The sequence below is a fragment of the Janthinobacterium sp. GMG1 genome (assembly GCF_034427795.1).
GTDB lineage: Bacteria > Pseudomonadota > Gammaproteobacteria > Burkholderiales > Burkholderiaceae_D > Janthinobacterium.
Genome location: NZ_JAXQNT010000004.1, coordinates 502,626 through 525,463, shown reverse-complemented (window position 1 = coordinate 525,463; position 22,838 = coordinate 502,626). Strand labels below are relative to the sequence as shown.

At 62.5% G+C, this 22,838-nt stretch carries 20 protein-coding genes; 5 read left to right on the top strand and 15 right to left on the bottom strand.

Translation table 11 applies throughout. The annotated features are described in order from the left end of the window. Window positions 1-73: 73 nt before the first annotated feature. On the bottom strand, window positions 74-496 hold the full coding sequence (locus SJI03_RS14340) for a hypothetical protein (RefSeq protein WP_322427624.1): 423 nt from the start codon (window positions 494-496) through the stop codon (window positions 74-76). A gap of 242 nt (window positions 497-738) precedes the next feature. Here SJI03_RS14340 and SJI03_RS14335 point away from each other — a divergent pair, with 242 nt between their 5' ends. Beyond that, the gene (locus SJI03_RS14335) at window positions 739-2,805 is read left to right on the top strand and encodes a TonB-dependent receptor domain-containing protein (protein WP_322427623.1); all 2,067 of its coding nucleotides are present in this window, start codon (window positions 739-741) and stop codon (window positions 2,803-2,805) included. 3 nt (window positions 2,806-2,808) lie between these two features. Here SJI03_RS14335 and SJI03_RS14330 read toward each other — a convergent pair whose 3' ends face one another. The 8 genes from SJI03_RS14330 to SJI03_RS14295 form a co-directional block, all read right to left on the bottom strand. After that, window positions 2,809-3,165: a hypothetical protein gene (locus SJI03_RS14330; protein ID WP_322427622.1), complete on the bottom strand. Its 357-nt coding sequence runs from the start codon at window positions 3,163-3,165 to the stop codon at window positions 2,809-2,811. 188 nt (window positions 3,166-3,353) lie between these two features. Beyond that, entirely contained in the window at window positions 3,354-5,477 is a 2,124-nt protein-coding gene (locus tag SJI03_RS14325) for a sodium-translocating pyrophosphatase (RefSeq protein WP_322427621.1), read from the bottom strand. A gap of 178 nt (window positions 5,478-5,655) precedes the next feature. Next, window positions 5,656-6,312: an adenylate kinase gene (adk, locus tag SJI03_RS14320; RefSeq protein WP_035825772.1), complete on the bottom strand. Its 657-nt coding sequence runs from the start codon at window positions 6,310-6,312 to the stop codon at window positions 5,656-5,658. Window positions 6,313-6,556: 244 nt separating this feature from the next. Continuing rightward, complete coding sequence (gene kdsB / locus SJI03_RS14315) at window positions 6,557-7,312, bottom strand: 3-deoxy-manno-octulosonate cytidylyltransferase (protein ID WP_322427620.1); 756 nt, start codon at window positions 7,310-7,312, stop codon at window positions 6,557-6,559. Between the two features lie 2 nt (window positions 7,313-7,314). Continuing rightward, on the bottom strand, window positions 7,315-7,491 hold the full coding sequence (locus SJI03_RS14310; RefSeq protein ID WP_010395789.1) for a Trm112 family protein: 177 nt from the start codon (window positions 7,489-7,491) through the stop codon (window positions 7,315-7,317). Then, window positions 7,472-8,527: a tetraacyldisaccharide 4'-kinase gene (lpxK, locus tag SJI03_RS14305; protein ID WP_322427619.1), complete on the bottom strand. Its 1,056-nt coding sequence runs from the start codon at window positions 8,525-8,527 to the stop codon at window positions 7,472-7,474. Before lpxK ends, SJI03_RS14310 begins: the two co-directional genes overlap by 20 nt. 74 nt (window positions 8,528-8,601) lie before the next feature. Continuing rightward, window positions 8,602-9,042, bottom strand: coding sequence for an ExbD/TolR family protein (locus SJI03_RS14300; protein ID WP_035825768.1), 441 nt, complete (start codon window positions 9,040-9,042; stop codon window positions 8,602-8,604). Continuing rightward, the gene (locus tag SJI03_RS14295) at window positions 9,039-9,644 is read right to left on the bottom strand and encodes a MotA/TolQ/ExbB proton channel family protein (protein WP_070224614.1); all 606 of its coding nucleotides are present in this window, start codon (window positions 9,642-9,644) and stop codon (window positions 9,039-9,041) included. Before SJI03_RS14295 ends, SJI03_RS14300 begins: the two co-directional genes overlap by 4 nt. Before the next feature lie 881 nt (window positions 9,645-10,525). Between SJI03_RS14295 and SJI03_RS14290 the strand changes: the two genes are divergently transcribed. Continuing rightward, a complete protein-coding gene (locus tag SJI03_RS14290) occupies window positions 10,526-10,657 on the top strand; it encodes a hypothetical protein (protein ID WP_322427618.1) in 132 nt (43 codons plus the stop codon). A gap of 315 nt (window positions 10,658-10,972) precedes the next feature. Continuing rightward, a complete protein-coding gene (gene xseA, locus SJI03_RS14285) occupies window positions 10,973-12,334 on the top strand; it encodes an exodeoxyribonuclease VII large subunit (protein ID WP_322427617.1) in 1,362 nt (453 codons plus the stop codon). An 81-nt stretch (window positions 12,335-12,415) separates the two neighbouring features. On the opposite strand, the gene SJI03_RS14280 is transcribed toward xseA, so the two are convergent. The 6 genes from SJI03_RS14280 to SJI03_RS14255 form a co-directional block, all read right to left on the bottom strand. Continuing rightward, the gene (locus SJI03_RS14280; protein WP_322427616.1) at window positions 12,416-14,878 is read right to left on the bottom strand and encodes a TonB-dependent receptor; all 2,463 of its coding nucleotides are present in this window, start codon (window positions 14,876-14,878) and stop codon (window positions 12,416-12,418) included. 107 nt (window positions 14,879-14,985) lie between these two features. Beyond that, complete coding sequence (locus tag SJI03_RS14275; RefSeq protein WP_219313082.1) at window positions 14,986-16,026, bottom strand: ABC transporter ATP-binding protein; 1,041 nt, start codon at window positions 16,024-16,026, stop codon at window positions 14,986-14,988. Window position 16,027: 1 nt separating this feature from the next. Next, window positions 16,028-17,395 (bottom strand): GH1 family beta-glucosidase, encoded by a 1,368-nt coding sequence (locus SJI03_RS14270; RefSeq protein ID WP_322427615.1) that lies wholly within the window; start codon window positions 17,393-17,395, stop codon window positions 16,028-16,030. Between the two features lie 26 nt (window positions 17,396-17,421). Next, the gene (locus SJI03_RS14265) at window positions 17,422-18,240 is read right to left on the bottom strand and encodes a carbohydrate ABC transporter permease (RefSeq protein WP_322427614.1); all 819 of its coding nucleotides are present in this window, start codon (window positions 18,238-18,240) and stop codon (window positions 17,422-17,424) included. Next, window positions 18,237-19,235, bottom strand: coding sequence for a sugar ABC transporter permease (locus tag SJI03_RS14260; protein WP_322427613.1), 999 nt, complete (start codon window positions 19,233-19,235; stop codon window positions 18,237-18,239). Before SJI03_RS14260 ends, SJI03_RS14265 begins: the two co-directional genes overlap by 4 nt. 7 nt (window positions 19,236-19,242) lie before the next feature. Further along, window positions 19,243-20,532, bottom strand: a complete 1,290-nt coding sequence (locus SJI03_RS14255; protein WP_322427612.1) for an ABC transporter substrate-binding protein — start codon at window positions 20,530-20,532, stop codon at window positions 19,243-19,245. A gap of 405 nt (window positions 20,533-20,937) precedes the next feature. On the opposite strand from SJI03_RS14255, the gene SJI03_RS14250 reads away from it, so the two are divergent. After that, a complete protein-coding gene (locus SJI03_RS14250) occupies window positions 20,938-21,957 on the top strand; it encodes a LacI family DNA-binding transcriptional regulator (protein ID WP_099378926.1) in 1,020 nt (339 codons plus the stop codon). 185 nt (window positions 21,958-22,142) lie between these two features. Continuing rightward, the gene (locus SJI03_RS14245) at window positions 22,143-22,721 is read left to right on the top strand and encodes a superoxide dismutase (protein ID WP_099665109.1); all 579 of its coding nucleotides are present in this window, start codon (window positions 22,143-22,145) and stop codon (window positions 22,719-22,721) included. Window positions 22,722-22,838: the final 117 nt, after the last annotated feature.

The following is a 22,838-nucleotide window of genomic DNA, read 5'->3' as shown; positions in this document are numbered from 1 at the left end:
GTAATGTCGGCGACAATTGTAGCCATTTTTGAGCGCACCGAGCGAAAACTTGCAACGCTGGCGCATGGAAAGGTTAAAAACACTGGATGAAAGCACCGTTGCGGTGGCAGATGCGCCCGTTCGCATCGAGCGTGGCGTTGCCCGCGCCGTTGTAGCGCGCGCCTGCCGCATCGCGGCAACCGCCTGTATCGCAGGAACCGATGGGCTGCGGCGCTCGCGGCATCGGCACGGCCGGGCTGGGCGGCAGGGGCGCCATGGGCACGACCGGTGGCGCAGGCTGCGCCGGCATGCGGCCGATCACCTGCGCCACGGAACGGCGCGGCTGCACGGGCGGCGCCGGGCGGCATGGCTCCACGGCCAGCTTGCCGCTGTCGCGCGGGTCGAGCTGGCACACAGGCAGTTGATCGAGTGCCGCCGGCTCCTGCGCCCAGGCATGGCCGCCGGCGAGCAGGATGGCGCAAGTCAGCGCCGGTATGGTTTTTATCATCGTCTTCATGCCACCTCCCCAAGCATCGATCTTACCGCTTTCATTATTGGCACATACGACGCCAGATACCATGCACATGCTGCAACGGTGTTTTATTTCCTTTCATCACTTTCTTTCTTGCCAGCATGGCATTACAATAAGAACGATTCTTATTCTCATTCGTAAAATGAGAGCGCAGTTTGTTCTCTTTTCATTCATACCCGAGCCACCCGGAAGGCAGCCAGGAAATAACAACATCCGGAAAGTTCACCATGACCAAGCGTAGTCCCGCCTTCGCAACCTTCGTAGCTCCTGTCGCCACTCCCGCCCGCGCCCATTCCGCCGCCCTGCTCCTGCCCTGCCTGCTGTCGCTGGCCGTCAGCAGCGCCTGGGCCGAAGGCAATGTGGCCGCCGATCCCACCATGAACACGGTGGTCGTCACCGCGTCCGGCACGGCCATCGATATCAAGGATGCGCCGGCCAGCATCAGCGTCATCACGCGCGAGGAAATCGAGCGCCAGCCCGTGTATGACCTCAGCACCTTGCTGCGCCGCATCCCCGGCGTGACGGGCGGCACCGGTCCCGAAGGCGAAGCGTCGAAGATCAAGCTGCGCGGCTTGCCCGACAAATACACCTTGATCCTGGTCGATGGCAAGCGCGTGGGCAGCTCGGCCGACACGGCTTACCGCCCGGACCTGGGCCGCCAGGACTTGAACTGGATTTCGCCCGACATGATCGAGCGTATCGAAGTGGTGCGCGGACCCATGTCCTCGCTGTACGGCTCGGACGCCATGGGCGGCGTGATCAATATCATCACGCGCAAGGTGCCGGGCAAGTGGAACGGCTCGGCCACGGCCAACTACACGCAGCCGCAGGACAGCGACCGCGGCACGGCGCACCAGCTGGGCGTGAACCTGGCCGGTCCCCTGTCGGACACGGTCGGCATGCGCCTGGGCGTGAGCCAGACGCGCCAGAATCCCGATGAAAAATTCTTCGACAAAGCGGGCAGCATGGGCGGCGAACGCAACCAGACTGTCTCGGGCCAGCTGACCTGGGCGCTGGGCAAGAAACAGAACCTGTCGCTGGACGCCAGCTATGGCAGGCAGGAAGCCAGCACTTCGAGTGCGCGTGATGCGGACGGCGAACCGCTGGTCGACAGCTGGGGTGCCAACAAGCTGATACGCAAGAGCGTCAGCCTCGGCTACGAAGGCCGCTGGGACTTCGGCAAGACGACGGTCAACCTGTATCACAACGACTTCGATAACCAGGACGTCGGCACGGTGGCGAAATCCAAGGACAGCACGCTCGATGCCAGCCTGGAAAAACGGCTCGGCTGGGGCGGCATCGAGCAGATGCTGGTGATGGGCGGCCAGTGGAAGCACCAGGAACTGACGAACACGAATACCATCGGCACCGTGCCCACCGATTACCTGGGCAACACCGTGAGTGGCGCGACCTTGTCCGGCACCACTTCGGCCCTGTTTGCGGAAGATCAGCTGTTCCTGCGCGAAAACCTGACGGCCACTGCCGGCCTGCGCCTCGATCACCACAGCAAGTTCGGCAACCACTACAGCCCGCGCCTGTACCTGGTGTACCATCCTGCCCCCGCCTGGACCATCAAGGGCGGCGTCTCGCAAGGATTCCGCGCCCCGAGCCTGAAGGAAAACTCGCCGGCGGCAGCGACCAACTCGGCCGGACGCGGTTGCGGCAGCCTCAAACCGCTGGGCTACATCACGGGCTCCTGCTACATGGCCGGCAATGCGGACTTGAAGCCGGAAACGAGCACGGCCGGCGAGATCGGCGTGGCGTGGGAACAGAATGGCTGGGACGTGGGCCTGACCTACTTCCACACGGATTTCAAGAACAAGATCGACTATGCGCCGCTGGGCTTTTACCAACAGCGCTGGTGGACCAAGATGACGAATATCCAGAAGGCGCGCACCAGCGGCCTGGAAGCGACGGCCACCATCCCGCTGACGAAAAACCTGAACTGGCGTAACAACGTGACCTACATGGCGGAAGCGAAAAACCTGACCACGGGCGCCAACCTGCTGTCCACGCCAAAACTGTCGTGGTACTCGGCGCTGGGCTGGCAAGTCAACGACCAGCTGTTCGGCGAAGTATCGGCCCAGTACACGGGCAAGGAACTCGATGCGGGCAAGCTGGCCGACAAGGCCTACACCATCGTCGACACCGTCGTGTCGTACAAGGTCACGCCGCAGTGGACCGTGCGCGGCGGCGTGCAAAACCTGTTCAAGAAGGGGCCGATGGCCGATGGACTGGTCGACTATTATGTGCCGGGACGGCGCATGTTTGTCGGCCTGACGTCGCGCTTCTGACGTTCAGGGCACGCTGGCCGGCACCACGGCGCGCCAGGGTGTCATGCAGCGCGCCACGTACGGGTAGTACCCGCGTGGCAGCGCGCAGTAATACCACACGTCCGGATACACGGGCGGCGGCACGATGACCGTGCCGCCGTAGTAGTCAACACGGGGATAGCCATGCCAGGGATTGCCATACCAGCGCGGTCCGTGGCCATGGTGCCATCCATGGCCGGCCCATGCGCCGCCATGCACGCGGCCGTGAAAATGACCGTGGCCGCCATGGCCACCGGGCGTGGCCCAGGCATCGCCTGCCAGCACCAGGCCCGCTACCAGCAGCGCCAGCCATAGGCCACGTCTTTTGTGCTTGCTGTCCATGACATCCTCCTGCCGTGCAAGACTTTCATCATCCTCTCTCCATTATTGGCAAACGGGCGACGCAAGCCAAGCTGCCGTAACAATTGCTCACCTTTTAGACGCCGGGAACAAGGGCAACCGGGAGCTGCGCCCCATACAAACGCAAACAGCCCCGCGGCGCGGGCCACGGGGCTGCAGGGAGTGACCAGTTATTGCGCCGGCAAGCTTTGCACGGGTGTCGCAGGTGCCAGGATGGGCGGCACGGGCGCGTGGATGGGCGCAGGCGCCTTGACCGCCAGCCAGCCCGTGGCTGGCAGCAGCGGCACCAGCAGCAGGGCCACGATATTGATGATCTTGATCAAGGGGTTCACTGCCGGGCCGGCCGTGTCCTTGTACGGGTCGCCCACGGTGTCGCCCGTGACGGCCGCCTTGTGCGCGTCCGAACCCTTGCCACCAAAGTGGCCATCCTCGATGTATTTCTTGGCATTGTCCCAGGCGCCGCCGCCCGTGGTCATGGAAATGGCCACGAACAGGCCCGTGACGATGGTCCCCATCAAGAGGCCGCCGAGCGCCGCAGGCCCCAGCAGCATGCCCACGACGATGGGCACCACCACGGGCAGCAGGGACGGCACGATCATTTCACGGATGGCGGACGCCGTCAGCATGTCGACGGCCTTGTCGTATTCGGGCCGCGCCGTGCCTTCCATGATGCCCTTGATGTCGCGGAACTGGCGCCGCACCTCGACCACCACGGCACCGGCCGCGCGGCCCACGGCTTCCATCGCCATGGCGCCGAACAGGTAGGGAATCAGGCCACCGATGAACAGGCCGACGATGACCATGGGGTTCGACAGGTCAAACGTGATGTGCTGGCCCACGGATTCGAGCGCATGCGTGTAGTCGGCAAACAGCACCAGCGCGGCCAGGCCCGCCGAGCCGATGGCATAGCCCTTGGTGACGGCCTTGGTGGTGTTGCCGACGGCGTCGAGCGGATCGGTGATGGCGCGCACGGAGTCGGGCAGGCCCGACATTTCCGCGATGCCGCCCGCGTTATCCGTGATGGGGCCATACGCGTCGAGCGCGACGATGATGCCCGCCATCGACAGCATCGAAGTGGCCGCGATGGCGATGCCGTACAGGCCCGCCAATTGATACGAGACGAGAATGGCGACGCAGACGGCCAGCACCGGATACGCCGTGGACTTCATCGACACGCCCAGGCCGGCGATAATGTTGGTGCCGTGGCCCGTCGTCGACGCTTCGGCGATGTGGCGCACGGGCTTGAAGTCCGTGCCCGTGTAGTACTCGGTGATGTAGACCATCAGGCCCGTGAGGACGATGCCGACGACGGTGGCGCCCAGCATCTTGTAGCGCATGGCGTCATCGGGCCACAGCAGCCACGTGACGACGGCAAAGCCGACCAGTGACAGGCCGGCGGCCCACCACAAGCCCGTGTACAGGGCCGACATGATTTTCGCGCCCGGCTTGGTCTTGACCATCGAGCAGCCGACGATGGACGCGAGGATGGAGACGGCGCCCAGCAGCAGCGGGTAGATGATGGCCGTGCCGCTGGCCTCGGCCATCAGCAAGGCCCCCAGCAGCATGGTGGCGATCAGGGTCACGACATAGGTTTCGAACAGGTCGGCCGCCATGCCGGCGCAGTCGCCCACGTTGTCGCCCACGTTGTCGGCGATGACGGCCGGGTTGCGCGGATCGTCCTCGGGAATGCCCGCCTCCACCTTGCCCACCAGGTCCGCGCCCACGTCGGCGCCCTTGGTGAAGATGCCGCCACCGAGCCGCGCGAAGATGGAAATGAGCGAGGCGCCGAAGGCCAGGCCGATCAAAGGCTTGATCAGGTCATGCTGCGTGAGGCCGGGCGCGCCCGTCGTCACCAGCAGCCAGTAGAACAGGGTCACGCCCAGCAGGCCCAGTCCGACGACCAGCATGCCCGTGATCGCCCCGCCCTTGAAAGCCACGTTCAGGGCCTGGTTGATACCCAGGGTGGCCGCCTGCGCCGTGCGCACATTGGCCCGCACCGAGACATTCATGCCGATGAAGCCGCAGGCACCCGACAGCACGGCGCCGATCAAAAAGCCCAGCGCTGTGTGCAGGCCAAGCAGCGCGTAGATGGCGATCAGGAGCACCACGCCGACGATGGCGATGGTGCGGTACTGGCGCGCCAGGTAGGCGGCCGCGCCCTGCTGGATGGCCAGCGCGATTTCCTGCATGCGCGCGTTGCCGGGATCCTGCCGCAGGATCCAGCTGCGCGACACCAAACCATAAATGACTGCGACCACGCCGCAGGCTACCGCAAACCACAAACTGGCTGCCATATCGTCCCCTTCTGTTTTTATCCGACGTCATTGCCAACAGCTGCAGACCGCACCGGGTAGGCACGCGCAGCCAGGAAAACACGACCTGCAAAAAACCTGAACCACGAAAACGATACGGCGCCCGCCTCAAGCGCGGGCACAAAAAAAGCGGACACTCAGGTCCGCTTTTCAATACTGCTTATTCCGCCAGGGCGGCAAATGCGCTGTCGCGGATTTGCTCGACCGGACCGACGCCGGCGATGCGGCGGTATTTCGGTGCGCCTGGCAGGCCGGACTTGGCCCAGTCATTGTAGTATCCCAACAAGACCTTGGTCTGGTTGTGATACACGTCCAGGCGTTTCTTGACCGTTTCCGCCTTGTCGTCGTCGCGCTGGATCAGCGGTTCGCCGGTGATGTCATCGACGCCGTCGACCTTGGGCGGGTTGAATTTGACGTGGTAGACGCGGCCCGAACCTGGGTGGCTGCGGCGGCCATCCATGCGCTCGATGATTGAAGCGTCTGGCACGTCGATTTCCAGCACGTAGTCGACATTGATGCCGGCATCTTTCATGGCGTCCGCTTGCGCGATCGTGCGCGGGAAGCCGTCGAACAGGTAGCCATTGGCGCAATCGGCATCCTGCAGGCGATTCTTGACCAGGCCGATCATGATGTCGTCCGACACGAGGCCGCCCGCATCCATGACTTTTTTCGCGGCCAGGCCCAGTTCCGTGCCTTCCTTGATCGCCGCGCGCAGCATGTCGCCCGTGGAGATTTGTGGAATGTTGTATTTTTCTTTGATGAAATTAGCTTGGGTGCCCTTGCCGGCACCGGGTGCTCCTAAAAGTATCAGACGCATTGAAAAGTTCCTAAAAAACAGATTTTGGATGGTGGTATGTGTAATTATTTTTAGATGGTGTTGCTAAGGCTATCTTTCCCTACGAAACTTACCACAAAAATTCCCCGGAACGCCAGTTTGCTATCGAATTGCTATGCCCTGATTGATCAAAGCCAGCAATTCGCGCGGCGCACGTTTCAAAATGTGGTTTTTACTGCAGGCGCACAAAATTATATTTGCACGCCTGCCGTTTTGCGGGTAGCGCTTACAGGGCGCCGTAGTGGGCTTGCACCCTGGCAAGATCTTCCGGCGTGTCGACACCGGCGGCCGGCGCCGAGTCCGTGACGTGCACGGCGATGGCCACACCGTGCCACAGCACGCGCAACTGCTCCAGCGCCTCGATGGCTTCCAGCGGCGACGCGGACAATTGCGGATATTCTTGCAAGAACGCATTGCTGTACGCATACAGGCCGATATGCCGCAGCGGCACGTAGCCTGCCGGCAAGCTGTCTTTTGCTTGCGCGAAGCCGTCGCGGTGCCAGGGAATCGTGGCGCGCGAGAAATACAAGGCGCGGCCGTTCTTGTCCAGCACGACCTTCACCACGTTCGGATTGAACGCGTCAACCACGTCGTGCAGCGGATGCGCGCACGTGGCCATGGGGACGGCGGCGCTGATCTGCGCCGCGCAGGCAGCCAGCAGGGACGGATCGATCAGCGGTTCGTCGCCCTGCAGGTTGACGACGACGGCATCGAGCGGCAAGCCGAGCGTGCGCGCCACTTCGGCGATGCGGTCCGTGCCCGACGGATGGTCGCTGCGCGTCATGCACACTTCCACGCCATGCGCGGCGCAGGCTACGCGGATGCTGTCATGGTCGGTGGCGACGATGACGCGCGCGGCGCCCGACAGGGCTGCCTGCTCGGCCACGCGCACCACCATGGGTTTGCCGCCCAGGTCAGCCAGCGGCTTGCCCGGCAGCCGCGTCGAGGCCAGCCGGGCCGGGATGATGACGATGAACGCCATCGTTATTCCACTGCGTCTTGCAGGGTGCGCGCTTCGTCCGCCCACATGATGGGGATGCCATCGCGGATAGGATAGGCCAGGCGGTCGGCGCGGCAAATCAGTTCCTGCGCCTTCTTATCGTGTTCAAGCGGACCCTTGCAAACAGGGCAGACCAGGATATCAAGCAGTCGAGCGTCCACGACATTTCTCCACAATTTGTTGGGCCAGCGCGCTATCGATGCGCGCACTGACGGGGACGACCCACAGTCTCGGGTCATCTTTGAGATGTTCAATTTGCGCACATTTTACTGCATCCTTCTCGGTGATCAAGATCACATCCGTGTCGAGCGCCGCAAATGGCTGGTCGAGGAAGTCGTGATGGTCGGGCAGAGGCAGTTCCATGAAGTCCAGCCCGGCCCCGCGCAGCATGGCAAAGAAGCGCTGGGGATTGCCGATGCCGGCCGCCGCCACGATGCGCTGGCCGCTGGCCGCCAGGGATTCAAGCGGCATGCGCTCATTGCGGTTCACCATGCGTTCGGCCACGCCACCGGCCAGCAGCATCTGCACCACCAGCCCGCCCTGCGGCGCGACCCTGGCTACCAGTGCCGGCGCCAGCTCGGGCGCATTGATCACCGTCACGTCGCGCCGGCGCCGCGGCGATTCGCGCAAAGGTCCCGCCGGCAGCAGCCAGCCATTGCCCGCGCCGCGGCCGTCGAACAGCACGATTTCCACGTCGCGCTGCAAGGCGTAATGCTGCAAGCCGTCGTCCGTCACCAGCACGTCGACCTCCGGGTGCGCGGTCAGCAGGGCCCGGCCCGCTTGCGCGCGGTCGCGCCCCACCATCACGGGGCAGCCGCCGCGCTGGAAGATCAGCAGCGGCTCGTCGCCCACCTGCTGCGGCGTGGAACTGGCGCTGACGGCGCGCGGCGACCGGTCGGCGCTGCCATGGCCGCGCGAAATGACGCCCGGGCGCATGCCCGCGTCGCGCAAGGCTTGCACCAGCCAGATCGTCAGCGGCGTCTTGCCCGTGCCGCCGATAAAAATATTGCCGACGACGACGACGGGCACGGGCAGGCGCGCCGATGTCAGGATATTGGCCCGGTACAGGCCGCGCCGCACGGCGCTCAGCGCGCCGAACAGCAGCGACACGGGCCACAGCGCGCGCGCCAGCGGGCCGCGCGTCAGCCAGGTGCGGGTCAATGTGGATTCAAGCTTGGCGGGAGAGGATGTGGGCATGCGGTGAGGGGTAAAGGGCTGGGGTCTGACCCGGCGGGCCAGACCCCAATTTTGTTGCCGGTAACGGTCGGAACTTACTTGCCACCCGCCTGCGCCGCAAACGTCAGCTTTTCATAGCCGGCCAGGCGCGCCGCTTCCATCACGTGGATGACCATCTGGTGCATGGCGAACTGGTCGGCGTTGACTACCACGACGGGCGTCTGCGCCGGCGCCTTGCCGCCGTTGGCCGCTTTCGCCGCGTCCTGCAGAGCATCGGCCAGGCCGGCCACGTCGCGGAACGAGACAGGCTCGCGGTTGACCGTGTAATTGCCCTTGGCATCGATGGTGACGTCGAGCTGCTGCGGCTTGTCCTTGGCTTGCTCGGCGTCGGCCGTTGGCAAGGTGATCTGCAGCTCCGTAAACTTGCTGTAGGTGGTGCTGACCATCAAAAAGATCAGGATCACCAGCAGCACGTCGATAAACGGGATCAGGTTGATTTCGGGGTCTTCACGCCCCTTGCCTTTGCGGAAGTTCATTTGCGGCCACTGTGGACGATGTCGACGAATTTGACCGCTTGCTGCTCCATGTCAATGACGAAGCTGTCGACGAGAGCGCGGAAGTGGCGGTAGAAGACGAGGGTCGGCATGGCGATGGCCAGGCCAAAGCCCGTGTTATACAAGGCCACCGAGATGCCGTGGGCCAATTGTGCGGGATTCGAGCCGCTGGCGTTTTGCGAACCGAAGATTTCGATCATGCCCACCACCGTGCCGAACAGGCCCATCAGCGGCGCCAGGGTGGCGATGGTGCCCAGGGTCGTCAGGAAACGTTCCAGTGTGTGGGCCACGCCGCTGCCCGCCTCTTCGATCGATTCCTTCATCACTTCGCGCGGCGCGTCGACATTGCGCAGGGCGGCGGCCAGCACCACGCCCAGCGGCGAATTGTCTTCCAGCTTGGCCACCGTGTCCGGCGTGATCTTGCCGCTGCGATACACCTGCACCACTTCATCAAACAGCTTGCGGGGCAGAATCTTGGCGCGTCGCAAATACAGCAGGCGCTCGATGATCAAGGCCAGGGCGACGATGGAAGCGATCAACAACAGCCAGATGGGCCAGCCAGCGGCTTGAAATATAGCGAGCAAAAGGAACTCCTGGTAAAGGGAAGGCGTTGAATCGCCCGAACAGCCTGTATTGTACCGAGCGCCGAAGACCGATTCGACGTCCGCGCGGGAATGGCGCAATGTAGCGCGTTGCCGCGCCGGCGGCAAGTGGCGCCCGCATGGCACTTGTCCACACGGCGCGTCGGGCGCACGCTGCCGCCGCACAGTTTTGCACACTTTGTGTGGATAAGATTGTGAGCAAGCATGAAGTCCAGCATGCAAGTCCTTGATTTACATGAGAATTACTGCACTGCGCAAAATACAGGCATAGCAGCTCATCGCCATTAGTCAATGTCACAAAATCAAGAATTCAAGAGTTCTGCACATTTACTGTGGACAAGATTGTGCGCAAAGCCAAGGAATTCAATCAAGTCATTGATTTTAAAGGAAATTAAATCTATGAGTAAAAAAGTGGCAGCCAGCACGAAATCGGTGGCAAACAGGCGGTCAAAGTTCTGCACACAATCTGTGGACAAGATTGTGTGCAAGCGCAAGGATACGCGCCAAGTACATTGATTTATATCGTTTTTATTGCCATGCATAAAAATGTAGCAAGGGCTGGAAAGCGGGCTTTTATCGCTCCGATTGCACTTCAATACGGCAGTTTTCCACCGCAACAGCAGTTCCGCACATAAAGTGTGGATAAGATTGTGAGCAAGCCGATTGACTCCATGCAAACGCCTTGATTTTAAAGGAGTTTTTTTCAATGCTGAAAAATTAGGCAGCGCAACTTCCTGGCCGCGTGGTGGAAAACCAGGTCAACAGGCGAAACGGTTTATGCAGTTTTGCACACATTCTGTGGATAAGATTGTGAGCAAGGCGCACGGCATGGTGCTACACCATTGATTTATATGGCTATTTTTATGCTGCGCAAAATTCAGGCAAGCGATGCCATGGCTCTTCCAGTGGATAAATCCGGCGCCGTGCCAGAGTTCTGCACATTTTTTGTGGATAAGATTGTGCGCAAGGCCATGCATGGCATACTAAGCATTTGATTCCTATAGACTTTATTTCCGTGCGCAAAAATGTAGCAAGGCACTTTTATCGGCCGATGTTGGCTTGCCGGGCCATGTTTGTCGAAGGCAAAAAGTTCCGCACACTTTCTGTGGATAACTTTGTGCGTAAGTGGCAGGGGCTGTACTGATGTGCTTGATATTAAAGGTTTTTTTCCCTGTGCACGCAAATCAGGCATACGGGAATTCATCATGAAATCAAATACTTAGAAATAGAACTTGTTGTTTTGCACGATATATGACATAAGCATGACCTCGCCGATAATATGTGGACAGTTCCCTCCCCCATAGCACCAGATGATGACCGATACTCCAACTGACAGCGGCTTTGCCGCCCCGCCCGTGCTGACCGTCAGCGCCCTGAACCAGGCCGTTGCGCGTCTGCTCGAACGCTCATTTCCCCTGACCTGGATCGCCGGCGAGATTTCCAACTTCACGCGCGCCGCTTCCGGCCACTGGTATTTTACCTTGAAGGACGATGGCGCCCAGGTGCGCGCCGTGATGTTCCGCGGCCGCGCCCAGTTTGCCGGCTTCACGCCGCGCGAAGGCGACAAGGTGGAAGTGCGCGCCCTCGTCACCCTGTACGGCGCGCGCGGCGATTACCAGATCAACGTGGAAGCCATCCGCCGCGCCGGCGTGGGCGCCCTGTATGAAGCGTTCCAGCGGCTGAAGGAAAAGCTGGCCGCGCAGGGCCTGTTCGACCAGGAACGCAAGCGCGCCATCCCCATGTTCGCGCGCAGCATCGGCATCGTCACCAGCCCGCAGGCGGCAGCGCTGCGCGACGTGCTGATCGCGCTCAAGCGCCGCGCGCCGCACGTCTCCATCATCCTGTACCCCACGCCCGTGCAGGGCCAGCAGGCGCCGGAAAAAATCGCGCACGCCATCCGCACGGCATCCACAAGGGCCGAGTGCGACGTGCTGCTGGTGTGCCGTGGCGGCGGCAGTATCGAAGACTTGTGGTCGTTCAACGATGAAGCCGTAGCCCATGCGATCGCCGATTGTTCCATGCCCGTGATCAGCGGCGTGGGACACGAGACGGATTTCACCATCGCCGACTTCGCGGCCGACCTGCGCGCGGCCACGCCGACGGCGGCGGCCGAACTGGCGGCCACGCCGCGCGCCGACTGGATGGCTTCCCTGCGCGCCGATGCGGCCGACCTGCGCCGCGCCATGCGCCGCAGCCTCGACGATGCGGCGCAGACCCTGGACCGCCACAGCCGCCGCCTGCTCAACCCGAAGGCGCAGCTGCAACAGCAGCGCTTGCAGCTGCTGGCCCTGTCGACGGCCATGACGCATGCGGCGCGCGCGCCCATCAACCAATCGCAGCACGCGCTGGAACGCCTGCGCTCGCGCTGGGCCAACCTGCGGCCCGACGTCACGGCGCCTCGCACGCGCCTGGCGGACATGCTGCGGCGCAGCGGCGCGACCATGGCGCAGCAACTGGGCCAGCGGCGCCACCGCCTCGACGGCCTGGCGGCGCAGCTGGAGCTGCTCAATCCCCAGCGCACGCTGGAGCGCGGCTATGCGATCCTGCGCGATGAAAAGGGAAATATCGTGCGCTCGCCGGCGCAGCTGCAGGCGCGCCAGAACGTCAATGTGCGCCTGGCCGAAGGCAGCGCGCAGGTCGGCATCGCCAGCGTGCAGGCGACGTTAGAATAAAAAAGGCCGGGGAAGAACCCCGGCCCAACACCTTCCCTACTGAGTGGACTGCTACCGCAACTGCCCTTTCACACGGCCTGATTAAAACTTCATCGACACGCGCGCGCCAAAGGTGCGCGGCGCGTTGTAGAAGGCGCCGTAGATCTGCTGCGTCGGCTGGCATGGCATGCCGACGTCCGTGCAGATTTCATTGACGTCCAGCTTGACCGCCTTGTCGGTGGCGTTCTGCACGAACGCTTCCACCGTGTACGCCTTGTTCGCCGGCTGGAAGCGCAGGCTCAGGTCCAGGGTCGTGTAGGCTTCCTGGCGCTTGACGCCGGCATGGCCCGGCACGTCGCCGTTGAAGGCGCCAGCGCCCACATACGACATGGTTTCATAGTGCACCGAGGCGCGCGGCGTGAGCTGGCCGCCGGCGACACTGAAATCATGCTCGTACTGGACGGTCGTGGAAAACTTCGGTGCATGCTTCATGGTGCTGCCGCCCACGTTCACCAGTGGCGCCGTCGAACCGCAGGACTGGCCATTCGCACGCGCCGCATCGACGTCGCACGACATGAAGTCGTCGTACACGGCTTTGAGCCAGGTGGCGTTGCCCGTCAGGCGGTCGACCTTCGTTGGCCGCCACACCCATTCCGCTTCCAGCCCCTTGACGGTGGCGCCGGCCGCGTTGAAGTTGGCCAGCACACTGTTGACCACCTGCGATTCGAGCTTGTCCTTGTACTTCATCAAAAACGCATCGAGGTTCAGGGTCAGTTCACGGTTCAGCAGGTCGGACTTGAAGCCGATTTCATAGCTGGTCAGCTTTTCCGGCTTGGTGGTGGCGCCGCCGTCGCCGATGGCTGGCGAATGGAAGCCCGTCGTCACGGAGCCGAACAGCAGGATATCGGAGCGCAGCTTGTACTCGATGCGGCCCAGCCAGGTGGCCTGGCCGTATTTCAGGTCGGCCGTGTTGTCGCCTGGCGTATTGCCGCAGGTGGCGGCCGTGATGGCGCCGCCAGGGCCGATATTGTGCGTGTTGGCCAGGCCCGTGCCGGGCGTGACCAGCTGGCGCAGCTGGTCGGCAGTGAGCACGGTGGTGCCCAACGGCGTATTCGCGGGCCAGTTCGGGCAGGCCCAATTCTGGCCGCCGATGTCGAATTTGTGGTCTTTCGTGTAGCGCGCGCCAGCCGTCAGCTTAAGTGTATCGGTCACTTGCTGGCTGACCTGGCCGAATACGGCCTTCGATTTGAGCTGGCGGTCGCCCTGGATGAAGGACATCGACGAGGCGTACTGGCCCACGGTCGGCTGCACGAAGATCACGGCGCCGTTGGCGATATCCTGCTGCACGGCGGCCTGCGAAATCTGGCTGCGGTCGATATCGAAGCGCACCTTGTTCTTTTCATTGAACAGGAACAGGCCGGCCACCCACTGGAACGGCGCATCATCGTCCGAGCGCGCCTGCAGCTCGTGCGAATAGCTGTCGAACTGCGCCCAGTCGGTGCGGTTTTCCGATTTGAAGCCGGGGAACAGGCCCGCATCGGAATCGTTGCTGTTCTGGCGCTTGTAGCGGCTCCAACTGCCCAGGTACGTGAAGTCCAGCGCGTCCGTCGGCTTGTAATTGAGCTTGCCCTTGTAGGTCAGAATCGACTGGTCCAGGGTGCCCGGCGTGTCGATCAGGGCCGAACGCAGCTTCTCGCCCGGCTTCGGTTCTGCCGCCAGGTAGACGTTGCCGGCACCCTGGTCGAGGAAATAGTCGGCGATGAAGGTGCCGCGCAGCTGCGGCGTGAACTTCCACAACAGGGAGGCGCGCACGCCCATCTGGTCGCCGGCGCCATACTTGGCCGTGCCCGGCATGACGTTCGAGCCGCGGCGGAAGTCCACCGTGCCGTCGTGGCTATCCTTGATGGCGGCGATGCGCAGCGCCACGTCGTCGGAAAACGGGATATTGATCATGCCCTGCGTCTGCAGATGGCGCTTGTCGCCCACGGTGATGCCGGCCGAGCCCATGAACTTCGCCGTGCTTGGCGCGGCCGAGACGAGGTTGACGGCGCCGGCCGTCGAATTGCGGCCATTTAAAGTGCCCTGCGGTCCGCGCGCTACCTCGACGTGGGACAGGTCATACATCAGCGCCGTGGCGCCCTGGGGACGCGGCGAATACACGCCGTCGACATAAAAGGCGACGGCCGGGTCGCCCAGCTCCGTGTGATTGGCCGAACCGACGCCGCGCATGTAGACGTGCACGCCGCCCGAGTCGCCATGCTGCTCGACGACAAGGCTGGGCACCATGGTGGCCAGCGAGGCCAGATCCTTGACCTGGTTGTTTTGCAGGGTGTCCTGGTTGAAGGCAGTGACGGCCAGCGGCGTCTCCTGCACGAAGGTATTGCGGCGCGTGGCCGTGACGACGATGCGGTCCATCTGTTCGGCGGCCGGTTTTGCCGCGTCCGTGACTGGCGTGGTGCTGGCCGAATCCTGGGCCATGGCGGCGCCGCTGCCCAGCAAGATGAACTGGGCGAAGGTCGCATGCGCCAGACTGAGGGCGATGGTGTTGCGTTTGAGCTGTTGCATTGTTGTTGTCTCCTGTACCGCTGGTTGATTGATGATCACATAGCTCTTTGGCTATTGCTGCACATTTTTTGGGTGTCAATCTGAAGTCATGTCGCCTCCGTGCGGGGTCAATGGGTAGCCACGGCGCGCCCGGCCGTGTCAAATAGAAAGGCATGGCCCTCTTCCGGCGCAAAGCCGATGGCGCTGCCCTGCGCCAGCGCGTGGCGCGCCTCGCCGTGCAGCTTGATGGCCACCGCATGCGGACTGTTATCGAGGGTCGCGTGGATGATCTGCGCATCGCCCAGCTGCTCGATCAGGGTCACCGTGGCGCCATAGCCTTCGTGGCGCGGCACCAGGCGCAGGTGTTCCGGGCGTATGCCGACCAGCATGCCCGCCTCGCCGCCAAGCTGGCTGGCCAGCGCGGGGACGGCGGCGCACGGCAAAAAATTCATGCGCAGAGCGCCGATGAAGCCTGCCACGAACTGGCTGGCCGGATGGCGGTACAGGTCCAGGGGCGCGCCTACCTGCTCCAGGTGGCCGCCATGGAAGACGGCGACCCTGTCGCCGAGGGTCATGGCCTCGACCTGGTCGTGGGTGACGTAAATCATGGTTGTGCCCAGTTCCTGGTGCAGCTTGGCCAGCTCGATGCGCGTCTGCACCCGCAAGGAGGCGTCGAGGTTGGACAAAGGCTCGTCAAAAAGGAATACCTTGGGCTGGCGCACGATGGAGCGGCCGATGGCCACGCGCTGGCGCTCGCCGCCCGACAAGGCCTTGGGTTTGCGGTCGAGCAGGTGCGTGATCTGCAAAATCTCGGCCACCTTGCCGACGGCCGCGCGCACTTCCGCTTCCGGCTTGCCCGCCAGTTTCAAGGCAAAGCCCATGTTGTCGCGCGCCGTCATGTGCGGATACAGGGCGTAGCTCTGGAAGACCATGGCGATGCCCCGCTCGGCCGGCGCCACGTCATTGGCCAGCAAGTCGCCGATGCGCAGCTGGCCCGCGCTGATGTCTTCCAGTCCCGCGATCATGCGCAGCAGGGTCGACTTGCCGCAACCGGACGGCCCGACGAAGACCATGAATTCGCCGTCGTGGATATCGAGGTCCAGGCCCTTGACGATTTCCGGGCCGTCGCCGTAGGTCTTGCGGATGCCGCGCAGGGAAATGGCGGCCATGTCAGTGCGCCTCCACCAGGACAGCGGCGTGGGATGCGCGCTGGGTGGCGATGAAGTCGCGGTACCACAGGGCGCTGTCCTTGAAGCTGCGTTGTTGCGTGGCGTAGTCGACGTACAACATGCCGAAGCGCTTGGCGTAGCCGGAGTTCCATTCGAAGTTATCCATCAGGCTCCAGTAGAAATAACCGCGCACGTCGATGCCCTGCGCGATCACGGCGCGCAAGGCGTCCAGGTGCAACTGCACGTACTCGATGCGCGGCGCGTCATGGATCTTGCCGTCGACGGGCTTGTCGGCCACGGCCATGCCGTTTTCCGTGATGTAGACGGGCGGCAGACGGTATTCGCGGTGCAGGCCAACCAGCAGTTCCGTCAAGCCTTGCGGATAGGTTTCCCAGCCCATGTCGTTGACACCGAGCTTGCATTCCGGCTTGCGCGGCGGCGTCTCGGCACTCATGAAAGCGCGCGTGTAGTAGTTCACGCCGAGGAAATCGATGGGCTGTTTAATATCCATGAAATCGTTTTCAAAGATGGATAAAGCAGAAGCGTCGACGTGTTTCAGAGCCAGGGCCGGGTAGCGGCCCTTGAAGATGGCGTCCATATACCACTGCACCGAGCGCGCATATTCGAGCTCGGCCAGCTCCCGGTCCTGGGCGCTGTCGGTGGCCGGCGTGGCCGTCCATTGATTGAGCACGATGCCCAGCTTCGCGGGCGGATTGACGGCGCGCATCGCTTGCATGGCCAGGCCGTGCGACAGCAGCAGATGGTGCGACACTTGCACGGCGGCGGCCGGGTCGGCCATGCCGGGCGCGAACTGGCCCGTGCCGTGGCCCAGGACGGCCGTGCACCACGGTTCGTTATGCGTGGCGATGCTGGCGACCTTGTGGCCGAAGCGGCGCGCCACCTCGGCCGCATAGGCGGCAAAGTGGTAGCAGGTGGCGCGATTGAGCCAGCCGCCCTCGTCCTGCAAGGCTTGCGGCAAGTCCCAGTGGTACAGGGTCAGATGGGCATCGAGGCCCTTGGCGGCCAGGGCGTCGAGCAGACGCCCATAAAAGTCGAAGCCGGCCTCGTTCCAGGCGCCGGAACCCGTGGGCTGCACGCGCGACCAGGACATGGAAAAGCGGTAGGCGTTGACGCCCAGGCTGGCGATCAGCTCCACGTCATCAAAGTAGCGGTGATAGTGGTCGCAGGCCACGTCGCCATTGCTGCCGTCGATGATCTTGCCATCCGTGTGGCTGAAGGTATCCCAGATGGATGGGCCGCGACCATCGATGGCGGCGGCGCCCTCGATCTGGTAGGCGCTGGTGGCCACGCCCCAGGTGAAGGTGGCGGGAAAGTTGGTATCGGTGTCGTCGTTATGCATGGTGGTCATGTCAGTGTGAGTGGATTAAGAGAGTGCTAGCCTTTGACGGCGCCTTGCGTGAGGCCCTCGATCAGGCGCTTGGAGGCAACAAAAAACATCAGCAGCAGCGGCAGCACGGCAATCGCGGCGCCCGTCATCAGCGCGCCCCACTCCGTGTTGTTCGGCGCCTGCATGCTGCGCAGGGCCAACGGGATCGTGTAGTTCTCGACCGAGCGCATGACGACCAGCGGCGTGATGAAATTGTTCCACGAGTTGATGAAGGTGATCAGGCCCAGGGTGCCCATGGCGGGACCGATCAGCGGCAGCACGACCCGCCAGTAGATGGCGAATTCGCCGCAGCCGTCGATGCGCGCCGCCTCGATCAGGTCCTTTGGTATCGCCGTGCCGATGTACTGGCGCATCAGGAAAATGCCCAGCGCGCCGGCCGCTCCCGGCACGTACAAGGCGCGCGGCTGGTCCAGCCAGCCGAGGAAATCCATCAGCATGAAGGTCGGAATCATGTTCATGAACGACGGGATGATCATCGACGCCATCACCAGGGTAAACAAGTGCCGCTTGAAGCGGAACTCGTACATGGCGAAGGCATAGCCGCCCAGCGAGCAAAAGAACAAGGTCAAGGCCGTCGTCATCAGGGCCACGTACAGGCTGATGCCGATATTGCGCCAGAATGGCAGGCGCTCCTGCAGCAATTCCAGGTTGTTGAGCAGGGCCGTGCCGAACCAGCGCGGCGGCGGCAGGCTGTAGATCTCGGCGCTCGTGTGCGTGGCGAAGACGAACATGAAGTAGAACGGCGCGACCATGATCAGAGCGCCGATGGCCACCATGGCGTAGGCCGTCCAGCGGGTAGTTTTCATCGGGCCTCCTTGCGTTCACTACGTTCATTGCGGCTGAAGATGCGGTTATTCACCCAGGTGGTGCTGGCGATGATGAGGAACAGCAGCCAGGAAATGGCCGACGCCGTGCCGAAGTCGCCCGAGGAAAACGCCGTCTTGTAGACGAAGATGGCCGTCGTCATCACGGACTGGCTCACGCCGCTCGATTCGGCCACCAGCACGAACGGTTCCTCGAATAGCTGCAGATTGCCCATGATGGTGAGTGTCACGGCCAGGTAGATCATGGGCCGCAGCTGCGGCAGGGTGATGTACCAGAACTGCTGGCGTTTCGAGGCGCCGTCGATGGTGGCCGCCTCGTACAGATCCTTCGGGATCACCTGCAGCGCGGACAGATACAGCACCAGGTTCCAGCCCAGGTAGCGCCAGAAAATCACGAAAGCGACGGCCGGCTTGATGAACAGCGAGCTGCCCAGCCAGTCGATCGATTCGGCGGGGAACAAGCCGCCCACCAGCGGCAGGCTGGCGCACCATTGGATCAGCACATTGATCTGGCCATAGTCGCGCGAAAACAGCGTATTGAAGACCATGGCGATGGCCACGCTGGAGGTGATGAACGGTAAAAAGTAAATGCCGATCACCAGGTTGCGCGAGCGCTTGAAGCTGTTGTGGATGAAGGCCGCCAGCGGAATGGCCACCAGGTGCTGCGGCACGCCCGAGGCCAGCGCCAGCCAGATGGTATTGCCCAGCGAGCGCAAGAACCACGGATCGCTCAAGGCGTACTTGTAGTTATCCAGCCCCACCCACTGCATGGCTTCCACGCCGCTGGCTGCTTCCCACTGGTTGAACGACAAATAGATGGAAAACAGCAGCGGAAACAGGCTGAAGACGGCGAACAAAATGAAGAAGGGGCTGATGAAGATGTACGGCGCCCATTGCTTCATGTTGTAGCGTTTTTTGGCGGGCCGCGCTGCAGCAGCAGCGGGCGCGCCCTCGGTACAAGGCATGGAGGTAGTCATGCTGCTCCTAGCGCCGCGCGCGGTGGGTGATCAGGGCCTTGGCGTCGGCCAGCGCCGTCTTGATATCCTTGTTTTGCGCCAGCACGCTTTCCAGTTCCATGTTGACGATGTCGCGCGCCACGGCGTCGAACTTGTCGACGCGGATGACGGGAATTTTCGCCGCCGTGTCGCGTGCCAGCAAACGCGTCTTCTGGCCGCCGAAATACGGCTGCGGCTCGTCCATCATCGGGTCCGCATACGCTGCCTTGAGGGCCGGGAAGGCGCCGATCTCTTTCAGCGAGTGCAGCTGGATATCCTTGTTGACGGTCATGAACTTGATGAATTCCCAGGCTTGGACCTTGTTGCTGGCCTTTTTCGGGATGCCGTAAAAGGAGCCGCCATACGACGCCAGCGCGCCGGCCGGCAGGTTCGCCGCGCGCCACTGGCCTTTGGAGTCGGGTGCCAGCCACTTGGCCAGGTGGCCGCTGAGCCAGGAACCCATCATCTGGCTGGCCACTTTGTCGCGTTTGAAGCCTTCGGCCCACTCGCCCGTCCAGGCCACCGTTCGCGCATCGATGCCGGCCACCCGCGCCGCCTTCGCCAGCTCGAAGGCCTTGACGAAGCGGGGCGAGTCGACCAGCACCTGTCCCTTGTCGCCAAAATAGATGCCTTCGCCATCTTTCAGATTGGCGCGTATATAAATGTCGGCCAGGTCGCTGGCGCCGGCCAGCAGATAGGTGCCGGTGGCGGCCTTGAGCTTCTTGCCGGCGGCGATATACGATTCCCACGATTGCGTCAGGTCGCTTTCCTTGATACCCGCCTTGTCCATTAAGTCCTTGCGGTAGAACAGGGTGCCCGGTCCCAGGTCGGCCGGCATGGCGCCCAGGGTGCCGCGCGAACTGGTCGCCTGCACGAAGGTGAATGGCACGAACTGGGCGCGGTACTGCCCTGCCCCGTAGGGCGGCTGCAGCAAATCTTCCATGCCCTTCGATTCGGCAAAGCTGCCGACATAGCGGAAGTCGATGGCCATCACGTCGGGCAGGCGCGCGCCGGCCGCCAGCGCCGTCGTCATCGAGTTATGGTGGTCGTCGATCTGCAGGCTGACCAGCTTGACCTTCACTTGCGGGTAGAGTTTTTCCCACAGGGGCAAGGCCGTCTTGACGGCGCGGTCCAGGTCGGGAAACGAGGCGACGGTAATCGTGGCCGGGGCCAGCGCAGGCAGGGCTGCAGCCGGCGGGACGGCTGCGGGTGCAGCGGCCACACCAAACGACAGGGTCAGCGCTGCCAGCGGGGCGGCGCCAAGAATGCTTGACTTCATTATTTCATCTCCGTTTATTGAGCGTCTTCTATCTTGAAAACGTTTTCACAACATGTATCCATTTAACACCGCAAAGAAAATCAAGTCAACCGAAAAAGTTGTCATTTTTATTGATGGCAGCGTGGCGAGATGGATGACATGGCGCGTGTCCCCCTATGAAAAAGCACAAAAAACCGCCATTTCAAGATGCTGTTGTTTTTTGTGAAAACGTTTTCAAGCATAGGCCGGATTAGCGGGGCCGCCGAAGTGCGCAAGCGCGTAACCCGACGTGCACGGCCAACAATATGTCGGGTTACGCCCGCAGGGCTAACCCGACCTGCGGCCCTTTGGGCATTTATGGTAATCTTTCGATGAAAAGGTTTTCAGAGCACTGACAACCAGCCATCTTGATACCCAGGAATCACCTTGAACGATAGCGCCCACGCTGCTCCCCCTTCCACCCTGCTCGACGTGGCCCGCCAGGCCGGCGTGTCGCCCAGTACCGTCTCGCGCATCCTCAATGGCACGGCCAAAGTGTCCGATGACAAGCGCGACGCCGTGCTGGCCGCCATTGCGCACATGAAATTCGCGCCGAACCAGATGGCGCAAGGTCTGAAAAAAGGCCGCTCGATGACCATCGGCATCGTGGTGCAGGATATTTCCAGCCCCTTCTTCGACGAAAGCCTGCGCGGCGTGGACGATGGCTTGAAAGACACGGGCTATGCCTCCGTCATCGTCAGCGGTCACTGGAATGCACAGGAAGAGGCCGACCGCATCCGTTTGCTGCTGGCAAGGAAGGTCGACGGCATCATCCTGCTGTCGGGACGCATCTCGGACGAGAGCGTGCTCGATTTCTCGCAGCAGCGCCCCATCGTCTCGACGGGCCGCCTGCTGGCCACGAAAAGCGCCATCGGCTTCAAGCTCGACAACGAATACGGCGCCTACCTGGCCGTGCGCCACCTGGTGGAACTGGGCCACCGCCGCATCGCGTTCGTGGCCGGCCCCGCCAACAACACGGATGCGGCCGAGCGCCTGACGGGCTACCAGCGCGCGCTGCGCGAAGCGGACATCGCCATCGATCCGAAGCTGATGGTGGAAGGTGATTTCCACGAGGCAAGCGGGATGCTGGCCATGAACCATTTGTTCGATACGCAGCAGCAATTCAGCGCCGTCTTCGCCGCCAATGACCTGTCCGCCTACGGCGTGCGCCTGTGCCTGTACCGCAAGGGCATCCGCGTGCCCGACGATATCTCGCTCGTCGGTTTCGATGACTTGCCCGGCTCGTCCTACACGACGCCGCCGCTGACGACCATCCACCAGCCTCTGTACGACATCGGCCGCATCGCCACGGAAGCGCTGCTGGGGCTGATCAATGGCGAAGCCGTGCAGGCGGCGATACCGCCTTTGGAACTGATCGTCAGGGAAACCACCCGGCGTGTTCGCTAGGCTTGGCGCTAAACGAGAATCACTACGCAAACAGCATCCGCAACGCGTGCGGGAATCTGCAGCAATGGCGCATCCGCTTTACAATAGTGGCTCGTTCAGCAAGAATGCTTGCTTCAAGCAAGCTTGGCTCAACCCTCCGGCCGCAGGCTGGAAGACTCCGAACACTCACCACAAAGGGACATCACATGGAACATACTCTGCCACCACTGCCGTATGAAATGGACGCTCTGGCGCCGCATATTTCGAAAGAAACCCTGGAATACCACTATGCCAAGCATCACCAGGCGTATGTCACCAACTTGAACAACCTGATCAAGGGTACCGAGTTCGAGAACCTGTCGCTGGAAGACATCATCAAGAAATCGTCGGGCGGCATCTTCAACAATGCAGCGCAAGTATGGAACCACACCTTCTACTGGAACGGCATGAAGCCGGCCGGCGGCGGCGCACCTGCCGGTGCCGTGGCTGACGCGATCAACGCCAAATGGTCGTCGTTCGACAAGTTCAAGGAAGAATTCACCAAGTCGTGCGTGGGCAACTTCGGTTCGGGCTGGACCTGGCTGGTGCAAAAAGCCGACGGCTCCGTTGACATCGTCAACACCTCGAACGCCGGCTGCCCGCTGACCACCGGCGACAAGCCGCTGCTGACCTGCGACGTCTGGGAACACGCCTACTACATCGACTACCGCAACCTGCGCGCCAAGTACGTGGAAACGTTCTGGGGCTTGGTCAACTGGGACTTCGTTGCCAAGAACTTCGCGTAAGCGACTCTTGTCAACGTAGGGCGAAAGAAGCCTGCGCCGCCCCGCGCAGGCTTTTTTTCGCCTGCTGAAAAGCACGGCGCTGCGCTACAATCACTGCCCCGCCACCGCTATCTCCCT